The sequence below is a fragment of the Blautia sp. BCRC 81119 genome (genome assembly GCF_003184505.1).
Taxonomy (GTDB): Bacteria; Bacillota; Clostridia; order Lachnospirales; family Lachnospiraceae; genus Blautia_A; species Blautia_A fusiformis.
On record NZ_QJHD01000008.1, the window covers coordinates 82674 to 95344 of the forward strand.

The 12671-nt window shown below is 45.4% G+C and carries 9 protein-coding genes; 6 read left to right on the forward strand and 3 right to left on the reverse strand.

All coding sequences use genetic code 11. The features are described from left to right. Nucleotides 1-151 precede the first annotated feature (151 nt). The gene (locus tag DMI82_RS06730) at nt 152-2245 is read left to right on the forward strand and encodes a glycoside hydrolase family 3 C-terminal domain-containing protein (RefSeq protein ID WP_110102900.1); all 2094 of its coding nucleotides are present in this window, start codon (nt 152-154) and stop codon (nt 2243-2245) included. A gap of 57 nt (nt 2246-2302) precedes the next feature. Here the strand turns inward: DMI82_RS06730 and DMI82_RS06735 are convergent, their stop codons facing one another. Together DMI82_RS06735 and DMI82_RS06740 are read right to left on the reverse strand one after the other, a co-directional pair. Next, nucleotides 2303-3682: an aldehyde dehydrogenase gene (locus DMI82_RS06735; protein WP_110102901.1), complete on the reverse strand. Its 1380-nt coding sequence runs from the start codon at nt 3680-3682 to the stop codon at nt 2303-2305. 70 nt (nt 3683-3752) lie between these two features. After that, nucleotides 3753-4967: an iron-containing alcohol dehydrogenase gene (locus DMI82_RS06740; RefSeq protein WP_092068531.1), complete on the reverse strand. Its 1215-nt coding sequence runs from the start codon at nt 4965-4967 to the stop codon at nt 3753-3755. Between the two features lie 284 nt (nt 4968-5251). Here DMI82_RS06740 and DMI82_RS06745 point away from each other — a divergent pair, with 284 nt between their 5' ends. Both DMI82_RS06745 and glgP read left to right on the forward strand, forming a co-directional pair. Continuing rightward, entirely contained in the window at nt 5252-6169 is a 918-nt protein-coding gene (locus tag DMI82_RS06745) for an AraC family transcriptional regulator (protein ID WP_015527280.1), read from the forward strand. Between the two features lie 214 nt (nt 6170-6383). Then, nucleotides 6384-8651, forward strand: coding sequence for a glycogen/starch/alpha-glucan family phosphorylase (gene glgP / locus DMI82_RS06750; RefSeq protein ID WP_021652170.1), 2268 nt, complete (start codon nt 6384-6386; stop codon nt 8649-8651). A 204-nt stretch (nt 8652-8855) separates the two neighbouring features. Here the strand turns inward: glgP and nudC are convergent, their stop codons facing one another. Beyond that, nucleotides 8856-9692, reverse strand: coding sequence for an NAD(+) diphosphatase (gene nudC / locus DMI82_RS06755; protein WP_110102902.1), 837 nt, complete (start codon nt 9690-9692; stop codon nt 8856-8858). A gap of 227 nt (nt 9693-9919) precedes the next feature. On the opposite strand from nudC, the gene DMI82_RS06760 reads away from it, so the two are divergent. From DMI82_RS06760 to DMI82_RS06770, 3 genes are all read left to right on the forward strand, one after another. Further along, nucleotides 9920-10645 carry a TraX family protein gene (locus tag DMI82_RS06760; protein WP_242872532.1) on the forward strand — a complete coding sequence of 242 codons (726 nt, stop codon included), beginning with the start codon at nt 9920-9922 and terminating at the stop codon, nt 10643-10645. Between the two features lie 234 nt (nt 10646-10879). Continuing rightward, on the forward strand, nt 10880-12118 hold the full coding sequence (locus DMI82_RS06765) for an ammonium transporter (protein WP_110102922.1): 1239 nt from the start codon (nt 10880-10882) through the stop codon (nt 12116-12118). Nucleotides 12119-12165: 47 nt separating this feature from the next. Continuing rightward, nucleotides 12166-12525 (forward strand): P-II family nitrogen regulator, encoded by a 360-nt coding sequence (locus DMI82_RS06770; protein ID WP_092068522.1) that lies wholly within the window; start codon nt 12166-12168, stop codon nt 12523-12525. Nucleotides 12526-12671: the final 146 nt, after the last annotated feature.

Consider the following 12671-nt stretch of genomic DNA (forward strand, 5'->3'; position numbering starts at 1 on the left):
GTGTAATAAAAATCTGCTTTATCCCAAAGAAAGGGTAAAGCAGATTTTTTTCTGCTCTGAACAGAGGCCGGAAAAATTGCAGGAAATATCTACTTGACAGTCAGAGACCAAATGATAGATGATATAAAAAAGGGTGAGGAGGAAATTGGGGATGAATCGGGAAGAAGCAAAGAAGAAAGCAGAAGCGCTGGTTGCCAGGATGACTCTGGAGGAAAAAGCCAGTCAGTTAAGGTACGATGCACCTGCAATAAAAAGATTGGGAATTCCGGCGTATAACTGGTGGAATGAGGGACTTCACGGTGTTGCCAGAGCAGGGCAGGCAACGGTTTTTCCACAGGCGATCGGAATGGCGGCAGCTTTTGACCGGAAAAGTGTGGCAGAGATGGCCGGTATCGTGGCAACAGAGGGCAGAGCAAAGTATAATGCATATTCCGTAAACGGTGACAGAGATATTTATAAGGGATTGACGTTCTGGTCTCCTAATGTCAATATTTTCCGTGATCCACGATGGGGTAGAGGCCATGAAACTTATGGGGAAGATCCGTATCTTACAAAAGAACTGGGAGTTTCCTTTGTAAAAGCACTTCAGGGAAATGGGGATACAATGAAGGCAGCAGCCTGTGCCAAACATTTTGCAGTACATTCCGGGCCGGAGGCACTCCGTCATGAATTTGATGCGGAAGTATCCGCAAAAGATATGGAAGAAACGTATCTGCCGGCATTCGAAGGTCTGGTAAAAGAAGCCAAAGTAGAAGCGGTTATGGGAGCTTATAACCGGACAAACGGGGAACCCTGCTGCGGAAGTCCCACATTACAGAAAAAACTCAGAGGCGAATGGAAATTTCAGGGGCATTTTGTATCAGACTGCTGGGCGATCCGTGATTTTCATGAACACCATATGGTAACGGATACAGCCGTTGAATCTGCAGCACTGGCTATTAATAATGGCTGTGACCTGAATTGTGGAAATACTTATCTTCACATTATGAAGGCATACGAAAAGGGGCTTGTCACAGAAGAAACCATAACCCGGGCAGCAGTGCGGCTTTTTACCACAAGGTATCTGCTGGGGTTGTTTGATGGAAGCGAATATGACAATATCTCCTATCTGGAGGTAGAATCTCCCAGGCATCTGGATGCAGCGGAGAAAGCAGCGGAAAAAAGCTTTGTTCTGCTGAAAAATAACGGGATTCTTCCGCTTGATAAAGAAAAACTGAAAACAATAGGGATCATCGGACCAAATGCGGACAGCAGACAGGCGCTGATCGGCAATTATCATGGGACAGCTTCCAGGTATGTTACCATACAGGAAGGCATCCAGGATTATGTGGGAGACGATGTAAGGATCCTTACTTCCAGAGGCTGTGATCTGTTCCGAGACCGGACGGAGCACCTTGCGTTTACCAGAGATCGTATTGCGGAAGCGAAGGTGGTTGCGGAAAACAGCGATGTGGTGATCTTATGTATGGGACTGGATGAGACACTGGAAGGGGAAGAGGGAGACACCGGAAACAGCTATGTATCGGGAGATAAAGAAGATATTGAACTTCCCGGAGTACAGCGAGAACTGATGGAAGCGATCGCAGATACCGGAAAACCGGTAGTATTCTGTCTGCTGGCAGGAAGTGACCTTAATCTGAAATATGCGGCAGAGAAATTTGATGCAGTCATGATGCTGTGGTACCCTGGATGCCAGGGCGGGAAGGCAGCGGCAAGGGTATTGTTTGGAGAAATCTCGCCATCAGGAAAACTTCCGGTGACATTTTATGAAAGCCTGGAAGAACTTCCGGATTTTACCGATTATTCCATGAAAGGCAGAACATATCGCTATATGGAACGAAAAGCACAGTTTCCTTTTGGATATGGTCTGACGTACAGTAAGGTGGCAGTAGATAAAGCAGAGGTCAAAACATGTGGACAGAAGATAAACGTGGAGGTAGAAGTGCAGAATAACGGCGCATATGATACAGAGGATGTTGTTCAGATTTATGTAAAAAATATCGACAGCAAAAATGCCATTCCAAATCCGATGCTGGCCGGTTTTCATCGGATATTCCTGAAGGCGGGAGAATGCCGAAAAATAGAAATCCCAATATGGGAAAAAGCATTCACCGTAGTAGATGAAACAGGAAAACGGATGGAAGAAGGAAAGAAATTTGAAATTTATGCAGGCTGCAGCCAGCCGGATGAAAAAAGCAAAGAACTGACCGGGATCATGCCGGTAAAGATCATCTGGGAAAAATAATAAGAAAATCTAAAGTAACAGGAGGGCGATGCATCAGGTAGCGCCCTCCCTTTATATCTAACGCATAAACAACCGTACCATTTTCTCATAAATCTTCCGATATTTCTGATACCGCATAGGAAGATCGATCCAGGTCTTTTTATCTACAATACTCTTATAATGAGAGAATGTCCGGAAGCCGTCGATGCCATGATAGGATCCCATGCCGCTTTCACCAAAGCCGCCGAAGCCCATATTGCTGGTTGCCAGATGTATGAGGACATCGTTGATACAGCCACCGCCGAAACCACATCGGGAAGTAACTTCCCGGGCATTTTTTTCATCTTCGGTGAAGATATAAAGAGCCAGCGGATGTGCCATGGAATTGATCTTTGTTACGGCACCTCCGAGAGAGTCATAGGTGAGGACCGGAAGTACCGGACCGAAGATTTCCTGCTGCATGACCGGATCTTCGAAGGTTACGTTATCAAGAACCGTCGGCTCGATCTGAAGTGTTTCACGGTTGGAACCACCGCCGCAGACAGTTTTGGAAGGATCGATCAGACTGTTGATACGGTCGAAATGCTTTTCGTTGATGATCTTTCCATAATTCCGGTTCTTCAGTGCTTCTTTTCCATACTGGCGTGTGATCTGTCTGCGAAGCTCTGCGACCAGGGCTTCTTTGATCTCCGGATCACAGTAGATGTAGTCCGGAGCCACGCAGGTCTGGCCACAGTTCAGGAACTTGCCGAATACGATACGTTTTGCCGCAAGGCGGAGATTGGCTGTTTTGTCCACGATGCAGGGGCTTTTTCCACCCAGCTCCAGAGTGACTGGTGTGAGGTGTTCGGAAGCCTTTCTCATGACCTCTTTTCCCACAGACTGGCTTCCCGTGAAGAAGATGTAATCAAAGTGCAGACTGAGAAGATGTGTGTTTTCCGCACGTCCGCCTGTGACAGTTGCAACGTATTTTTCATCGAAACATTCATGGATGAGAAGACGGATCACTTCACTTGTTGCCGGTGAGTAGGCGCTTGGTTTCAGGATGACTGTGTTTCCGGCTGCAATGGCGTCTACCAGTGGTTCTATAGTGAGAAGAAACGGATAGTTCCACGGACTCATAATGAGAACAACACCGTAGGGGGATGGTTTGCGGAAACTGTGGGAATGGAACTGTGCCAGTGGAGTTGGAACGGTCTGTTCTTTTGCGTAGGAGCGGATATTTTTCAGCATATGTGTGATCTCGGAGAGCACCAGTCCGGTCTCACACATATAGCTTTCGAAATTACTTTTTCCAAGATCCTTTTTCAGCGCGGCGTGGATCTGATCTTCGTGTTTCCGGATGGAAGCGCGGAGACGTTTCAGGGCGCTGATGCGAAAATCAAGGTCAAGAGTTGCGCCGGAGTAGAAGTACTGGCGCTGTTTATCTAAAAGCTGGTTGATCTGTTCTTTTTCCATGGAATTGTAGTCCTTTCTGAAAAAACTGTATTCGAAATATCGAAAAAATCTTTCTATGCCAATGGCTGTTTTAGCAATTGCCTGCCGGAGGCATCAGTCTGTAATACAGTGTCTCAAGTTCGCCGGCATCCATCAGCACAGGAACCGGGTACAGAGGATTGGCTTCTTTATCTGCGTAATGGGCAAGCTCCGGGATGTCTGTTTCCTGGATTTCCGGGATATAGTCTCCGATGCCATAGCGTTTTTTCATATCTTTTATTGCATCAATAAACATCCGGGCAGCAGTTTTATCGTCCTCATGTTTATCGCAGAGACCGGCAGTTACGGCAAGGTTGCGGAGTTTGTGAGTGATGGAATCTCCGTATGTTTCCAGTACCATAGGAAGGATCACTGCATTGGCAAGCCCATGTGGAACATTATATTTTCCGCCGAGGGAATGTGCAATTGCGTGGACATATCCAACGTAGGATTTGGTGAAGGCACAGCCTGCGAAATAGGAGGCGCGGAGCATATTTCGTCTTGCTTCAATATTATTGCCGTCTGTGTAGGCGGTATCCAGATTTTCAAAGATCAGTCTGACAGCATCCAGGGCATTTTTTCTTGTGCCAGGTGTAGTGGAATTTCCAATGTAGGCTTCCACTGCGTGAGTCAGGGCATCCATGCCGGTGGTAGCTGTGATAAACGGCGGAAGGCTTAAAGTCACTTTCGGGTCAAGGACTGCGTAGCGTGGGATCAGCGGAAAATCGTTGATGGCATATTTGTGCCGTGTTTCTGCATCGGTAATGACAGCAGCAAGTGTTGTTTCACTTCCTGTTCCTGCAGTCGTGGGGATGGCGATGAGAAGAGGAAGCTTTTTGTGGATCTTCAGGATTCCCTTCATCTGAGCAAGAGACTGGTGTGGCTTGGCAATGCGGGCTGCTGTGGCTTTTGCACAGTCCATACTGGAACCTCCGCCGAAGCCGATGATCGCCTGGCAGTCATTGTCCAGATACATGTGAAGGGCTTCGTCCACATTGACGGTTGTTGGATTGGCAACGGTTTTGTCGTAGATGTGGTAAGAGATGCAGCTTCGCTTCAGTGTCTGCTCCAGTCTTTCTGTAAGGCCAAGGCTTCGGATCCCTGCATCTGTGATGATGAGTACATTGTTATAGTTTCTTTTTTCCAGAACTTCCGGAATACCTTTGACGCTTCCGATGATCTTCGGATTGCGGTAAGGAAGCAGTGGAAGGGCGAATTTAAAGACATTCTGGAAAACCCGGCAGTAAGCTTTTTTTAATGGATTCATGGTAGTTTTCGTTCCTTTTAAAGTCAAATTATTTTATTCTAAATATTATATATAGCAGTTGGAAGGGGAAAAGTCAAGATTGCCGTTTATGGAAGTGTATCGCGAAGCGTGTTGCTGAGAACAGAGTAACCGTAACGTCATAAAAAAGAAAACAGGAAATATAATATTGTCATGGTTGTAAATATCCTTTACACTAAGGGAGTCAAACAGAATCATTATGTAAGGATTGGATATCCAGCGGAAGGCAAATGTCCGCAGGATAGATATTGATCACGGAGGAAATCATGCCAGAAACAGACACATCCGCAAAAAATCCTCTTCACGTATCCGAAGTGGATGATAATTTAAAAGAATTAAGCCCTCACGGTTCCTTTGAGCTGCCGGTGGAAACCTATATGGCGAACTGTGAAATCTTTCATGCACTGTATGACCACTGGCACAGTGAGATGGAGATCATGTATATTGAAAAAGGCAGTGGCTTTGCCAGACTGAACCGGGAGAGCATCCGCCTGAAAAAGGGGGATATCCTGATTGTGAACTGCGGAGTTCTCCATAGTATGCGCACGGATCTTAAGAAGCCTCTTTATTATAAGAGTGTGGTTTTCAGCCTGGGCTTCCTTGCAGGTCAGCCGGGAGATATCTGCCAGGAATGTGTGGTATCACCATTAATAGAAAACAAGGCAGAATTCTGCCATCATATAGAAGAGGGAGATTCCGGATATGAGAAGCTACGGGAAATTTTTCTGGAGATCCATGACTGTCATACGGAGAAGAAGCCATATTTCTATGTGAAGCTGAAAATGCTGTTTTTTGATTTCTTTTATGAGATGCTGACGAAGCATTATATTATCCCGGTAAGCACAGAGCAGAACAAGAGCCTTGCAGCAGTAAAGGAAGTGCTGGATCATATCAGCCTTCACTACCAGGAGAATCTTACCGTTTCAGAGCTTTCCGGACTTTCCAATTACAGTGAGTATTATTTTATGAAGCTTTTCCGCCAGTATACGGGAAAAACCCTGGTGGAATACATCAATGACTTCCGTATGGAGAAGGCGAAGTATCTTCTTACGCATTCCGATGCACCTGTGACGGAGATCGCCATGCAGGTGGGATTTAACAGTACAAGTTATTTTATAAAGAAATTTCAGCAGTCCAATAAGGTTTCACCGCATAAATACAGGAAGAGTATGAGACAGATCTGAGAAAGCTCCCGAAGCAACCGCATATGTATCGGTTATGTTTTTATGCAGAGCTACCGTAAAAAGTGAAAAACAGTCTGACAAATATCTTGCATATCATGACAGGATTGTTATATTTTTGAAAAGAAATGCGTGATATCCTAATATCATCAAAACAAAGCAAACAACCTTGTAAAAACATATTTCATCCCATCAAGATCCATGAAAGGAGATCAAAATGGAAACATTAAGCAAAGTATTTGAAGACAAATATAACAAAAATGTAAAAGATTGTACAAACGAGGAAATCTATCACGGACTTCTCTCCTGGACAAAGGAGCAGCTGAAGGGCCGCGGCTACCAGGAAGGAAAAAAGAAAATTTATTATATTTCCGCAGAGTTTCTTATCGGTAAGCTTCTTTCCAACAACCTGATCAATCTGGGCGTTTATGATGAAGTTGCGAAATATCTTAAAGAAAACGGAAAAGAGCTTTCCATGATCGAGGAGATCGAGCCGGAGCCATCTCTCGGAAACGGCGGACTTGGCCGTCTGGCAGCATGCTTCCTGGATTCCATTGCAACTCTGGGACTTCCGGGAGAAGGAATCGGACTTAATTATCACCTCGGACTTTTCAAACAGGAGTTTAAGGATCATCTTCAGTTTGAGACACCGAATCCTTGGATCCAGCCGGAGAGCTGGCTTACAGATGCAGGCGTTTCCTATTATGTCCCATTTAAGGGCTTTATGCTGAAATCCACACTGTATGATATTGATGTTGCAGGCTATGAGAACAAAGCGATCAAGCTTCGCCTTTTTGATATTGATATTGCAGATGAGAGCATTGTGGGCGAGGGAATCTCCTTTGATAAGAAGGATCTGCTCCACAATCTGACACTGTTCCTTTATCCGGATGACAGCGATGATGCAGGAAGAAAGCTTCGTATCTATCAGCAGTACTTCATGGTAAGCAATGCGGCACAGCTGATCCTGGATGAGGCAACAGCAAAAGGCTGCAATCTTCATGACCTTGCCGATTACGCAGTGATCCAGATCAACGATACACATCCGAGTATGGTAATTCCGGAGCTTATCCGTCTCCTTACAGAGCGTGGAATCGAGTTCGAGGAGGCATGCGAGATCGTATCTCATGTATGCGCTTATACCAACCATACCATTCTTGCAGAGGCACTTGAGAAATGGCCGATCTCCTATCTTGAGGAGGTTGTTCCGGATCTGATGCCGATCATCCGCAAGCTGGACGAGCGTATCAAAGCAAAATATCCGCAGGAAAATCTTGCCATCATCGACAAGAACGACCTGGTACACATGGCACATATGGACATCCACTACGGATTTTCCATCAACGGTGTTGCATCCCTTCATACCGATATCCTGAAGGAGACAGAGCTTCATCAGTTCTATGAGATCTATCCGGAGAAATTCAATAACAAGACAAACGGAATTACCTTCCGCAGATGGCTCCTTCACTGCAACCATCCGCTGACAGAGTACATCACATCCATGATCGGTGACGGCTTCCGCAAGGATTCCTTTGAGCTTGACAAGATGCTTGGCTTCAAGGGAAATCAGGACGTTCTTGCAAATATCCTTAAGATCAAGCAGGATGCAAAGAAGAGATGTGCGGAGTTTATCAAAGCCAACACAGGTGAAGAGATCAATACACACAGTGTTTATGATATCCAGATCAAACGTCTTCATGAGTACAAACGTCAGCAGCTGAATGCACTTTACATCATTGACCGTTACCTGAAGATCAAGGCAGGCGAGAAGCCGCAGCGCCCGGTAACCTTTATCTTCGGTGCAAAGGCAGCTCCTGCATACGTTATCGCAAAGGATATTATCCACCTTCTCCTCTGCTTACAGGAGCTTATCAACAATGATCCGGAGGTTTCTCCGTACATGAAAGTTGTTATGGTGGAAAACTACAACGTAAGTGCAGCAGAGAAGCTGATCCCTGCCTGCGATATCTCCGAGCAGATCTCTCTTGCTTCCAAGGAGGCCAGCGGAACAGGAAACATGAAGTTCATGCTCAACGGTGCTGTAACACTGGGAACCATGGATGGTGCAAATGTGGAGATCAGCCAGCTGGTAGGCAAGGATAATATCTATATCTTCGGAGAGTCCAGTGAGCAGGTTATCGAACACTATGAAAAGGCGGACTACTGCTCCAGAGATTTTTATGAGAAAGACGAGCGCATCCGTCGTGCAGTAGACTTTATCGTAGGAAACGAGCTTCTTTCTATTGGAAGTGAGGAGCATTTAAGAAGACTGCATCATGAGATCGTAAGCAAAGACTGGTTCATGACTCTTCTTGACTTCGAGGATTATGCGAAGGTGAAAGATCAGGCACTGTCCGATTATGAGGACAGAACCGCATGGGCAGAGAAAATGCTTGTAAATATCGGAAAAGCAGGATACTTCTCTTCAGACAGAACCATCGAAGAGTACAACAGAGATATCTGGCATCTGACACCGGAGAAATAAAACGGTTTTAGGCAGATTGCTCCGACTCGGAAGAAAAATAGAAAAATAGAAAATAAAAACACCGGCATTCATCGGAATATGTACTGGGGCTGAGATGTCAGAGATGATCTGGCAGCCTGGACAGGACATGTTACAGATGAATGGCCGGTGTTTTTTGTGAAATTGGTTACGAAAAATTGTTTACGGAATCAGGCAAGCGATACTTCAGGCTTTTCCATGCTTAAATGCCATCATCATTTCCTTGGTAAGGCTGATATTATCTCCTTCATCCGGAATGTCTTCCCGGTCGAACCAGGAGGCCATGGAAAGCTCATCGTGGTCTACAGTCAGAGTGTCGTCGCCATCCAGATCACAGTAGAAGCCAAACAGAAGGGTTCCGGAGAAGGACCATGGCTGGCTCTTGTAGTAGCGGAGATTTTTGACCTTTACGCCGATCTCTTCCATAACTTCACGGTGAACGGTCTCCTCGATGGTCTCACCAATCTCGGCAAAACCTGCGATCATGGCGTAGCGGGTGTGAGTTCGACCCTCATATTTGGAGAGAATCAGCTTGTCGCCGTTGGTAACGCCTACGATCACAGCCGGAGAAAGCACCGGATATTCACCGTTTCCACAGGCAGGGCAGATCATCTTGCGCTCATGTTTATCATGTACCATCGGTTTGCCGCAGCAGCCGCAGAAACGGCGCTTGCTGTACCACTGAAAGAGCTGATATCCGGTGATTCCTGCGAAAGCCAGATACTGTGGCTCCGCTGTGCGGAGAACTCTTGTGATCTCAAACTGATAACCAGGAAGGAGACTGGTGTCAAGATCCGGGATCAGATAAAAATGCTCTTCGTCAATGGAGAAGAGATAGATATAATTCTCATAGAGATTTTCAACTTTTCCTTCCAGCTCTCCAAAGCTTGGAAGAGTCATAGTCTCGCCATCTTTTTTCATAAGGATCTTTCCTTCTTCATAGGCGAGGATGTGGCTTTCTTTATCCGGGGCCACAGGTTTGTACTCATTGTGATAGGTATGTGGTGCGATATCCTGGATCATGATCGATAATTCCTTTCCGAATTTATTGTTTTACAGTGTTTGCTGAGAAGTTTTGCCATATAAAATACAGCACGCTTTCTACAGTATAAGCTTACCTTAAGAAAAAGGCAACTCCAGCAATAACAAAAAAAGTTGTATGAGTCAGAAAATCAGTGTAAGATAAATGTATTATATTGTGCAGAAGATGTGAAAGATCTGAAAATTTTTCTGCACAGAAGGAGAAGATCATGCCAACAACAGAAAAGCCGGGACTGACCCGGGATGCCATTAAATATCTGGCAATTTTTACCATGCTTCTGAATCATATCGCCAACGTGCTTCTGCCGGAAAACACGATCCTGTGGGAAGTGTTTATAGACATTGGCTACTTCACAGCCATTACCATGTGCTATTTTCTTGTGGAAGGTTTTTACTATACACATTCCCGGAGAAAATACGGTGAAAGGCTTCTGATCTTTGCCGGAATCTCCCAGGTTCCCTATATGATAGCCTTTGGAAATTCACAGCTGAATATGATCTTTACTCTGTTTATCTGTTTTATGATCCTGGTTGTTCAGGAAAGGATGATGGCAAGTAAATGGAGAATTCCACTTCTGATCCTGCTTCTTTTACTATCCGTTTGTTCGGACTGGGCAATCCTGGCACCGGTTTTTACCATCTGGTTCCATGAGAGCTGGGGGAACAGGAAGAGGATGATAACAGCGTACGGAGTCGGTGCTGCCCTTTTTGTGCTGTTTAACTACAGCTCCTACGTGGAAAAAATGGCAGCCGGACCGGCAATGATCCATGCTCTGTTTTCGGCAGCAGGGATCGTAGCATCAGGAATCATCATCCTGTGCTTCTATAATGGCAAAAAATCCGAAAAAGCACCGAAGTTTTCCAAGTGGTTTTTCTATATTTTTTATCCGGCACATCTGCTGATTCTGAGCATAGTCCGTGTTATAGTACAGTAAGAGATAAAATAAAATCTCTCCAATATTTATAACCGGATAGATTGCCGAAAATAAATTTCATATCCACATAAAACATAGTAATTCTGTAAGAAAACAGAAAAATAGCGAAAAAACTCTTGAAAACCCACAAATTATCTGCTATGCTAACTGACATGACAAAGGCGTCTGGAAATTGAGTTTCCAGGCGCTTTTTGCGTTGCAGAATAATTGAGGGAATCGAGGAGGAAATGAATGATGAATGCAGGAGATACCGGCTTTATACTGATCTGTACAGCCTTTGTGTTCTTTATGACACCTGGGCTTGCGTTTTTCTACGGAGGACTGGTCCGCAGGAAAAATGTGGTAAATACCATAATGGCCTGTGGGGCGATCATGGGACTGTCCGTAGTTATGTGGACATTGTTTGGATATTCGCTGGCATTTGGAGGAAATCATGGCGGGATCATCGGAGATTTTCGCTGGTTTGCGCTGAATGGCGTAGGCTGGGAGCCGGGACCTTATGCGGATACGATCCCGCATCTGGTATTTGTGGCGTTCCAGATGATGTTTGCCATGATCACACCGGCACTGATCACCGGTGCCGTGGTTGGAAGAATGCGTTTTAAGGCGCTGTTTTTCTTTATTGCGATCTGGTCTTTGATTGTGTATTATCCAATGGCACATATGGTCTGGGGAGACGGTGGATTTCTGGCAGCCATTGGCTCTGTGGACTTTGCAGGAGGAAATGTGGTACATATCAGTTCCGGTGTCAGTGCACTGGTTCTTGCCATTTATCTTGGACAGAGACGAGGCTATGCAAAAGCAACCTATCGTACGCACAATATCCCGTTTGTATTTCTCGGGGCAGCCATGCTGTGGTTCGGATGGTTCGGCTTTAATGCAGGAAGTGCGCTGAAGGCAGACGGCCTTGCGGCACATGCCTTTATGACCAGTAGCATTTCTTCTGCCTGTGCACTGCTGACCTGGATGCTGATCGAGGTGATCCGCGAGGGAAAACCGACACTGGTTGGTGCATCCACAGGTCTTGTTATCGGACTGGTAGCCATTACACCGGGAGCTGGTTTCGTACCGGTATGGGCATCCTTTATCATTGGGATCTTGGTAAGCCCGATCTGTTACTTTACTGTGATCCTTTTGAAACAGAAGCTGAAGATCGACGATGCCCTGGATGCTTTTGGCTGCCATGGTATCGGTGGTATCTGGGGAGGAATCGCAACAGGTCTTTTCGGAAAAACTTCCATTAACTCTGTTGCAAAATGGGATGGCCTTGTGTTTGGAGATCACCGTCTGTTCCTGGCGCAGGTATTGAGTATTGTGATCACCATTGCGGTTGCCATTGTGGGAACTCTGATCTGTATCGGGATCGTGCGTATCTTTACACCGCTTCGTGTAGATCCGAAGGAAGAGATGGTCGGGCTGGATGCATCCCAGCATGGAGAGAATGCATATCCGTCATTTAATGGATTTGACTGATAAAAGAATTTGTCCGGCAATGATCGTGTGAAAATGGAGGAAATCGTATGCTTATAAAAATAGAAGCAATCGTAAGAGAAGAAAAAATGGAAGATGTAAAAGCAGCGTTAAATGAGATCCAGGTTAACGGTTTTACAGTAACCCAGATCATGGGCTGCGGAACACAGCGCGGCTATACAGAATATGTCCGTGGTTCCAAGATCGATGTATTTCTGAAACCGAAGATCAAGTTTGAGATTGTAGTATCATCAGAAGACTGGGAGATTAAAGTTATTGATGCCATTCAGAAAGCAGCATTCACCGGTGATCCGGGCGATGGTAAGATATTCAGCTACGAGATCCGTAACGCTGTTCGTATCCGTACAGGTGAGACCGGATACGATGCGCTGCAGTCGGAATTTCTGTAAATTGTTTTATTAATATGTAAATTATGTGTGAAAGAGTCCTTCGGGAAGTCGCAGAGATATCAGGAGATATGATCTTGAGATTTTTCGGAGGACTTTTTTACCACAGATTTAACAATAGTCTTACGTTGATTTGATGAAAAACAGCA

What these genes read in the sequence shown, in the direction of transcription:
- DMI82_RS06730 (WP_110102900.1), top strand. Translation starts at nt 152, where the DNA reads ATGAATCGGGAAGAAGCAAAGAAGAAAGCAGAAGCGCTGGTTGCCAGG.
- DMI82_RS06735 (WP_110102901.1), bottom strand. Translation starts at nt 3,682, where the DNA reads ATGGAAAAAGAACAGATCAACCAGCTTTTAGATAAACAGCGCCAGTAC.
- DMI82_RS06740 (WP_092068531.1), bottom strand. Translation starts at nt 4,967, where the DNA reads ATGAATCCATTAAAAAAAGCTTACTGCCGGGTTTTCCAGAATGTCTTT.
- DMI82_RS06745 (WP_015527280.1), top strand. Translation starts at nt 5,252, where the DNA reads ATGCCAGAAACAGACACATCCGCAAAAAATCCTCTTCACGTATCCGAA.
- glgP (WP_021652170.1), top strand. Translation starts at nt 6,384, where the DNA reads ATGGAAACATTAAGCAAAGTATTTGAAGACAAATATAACAAAAATGTA.
- nudC (WP_110102902.1), bottom strand. Translation starts at nt 9,692, where the DNA reads ATGATCCAGGATATCGCACCACATACCTATCACAATGAGTACAAACCT.
- DMI82_RS06760 (WP_242872532.1), top strand. Translation starts at nt 9,920, where the DNA reads ATGCCAACAACAGAAAAGCCGGGACTGACCCGGGATGCCATTAAATAT.
- DMI82_RS06765 (WP_110102922.1), top strand. Translation starts at nt 10,880, where the DNA reads ATGAATGCAGGAGATACCGGCTTTATACTGATCTGTACAGCCTTTGTG.
- DMI82_RS06770 (WP_092068522.1), top strand. Translation starts at nt 12,166, where the DNA reads ATGCTTATAAAAATAGAAGCAATCGTAAGAGAAGAAAAAATGGAAGAT.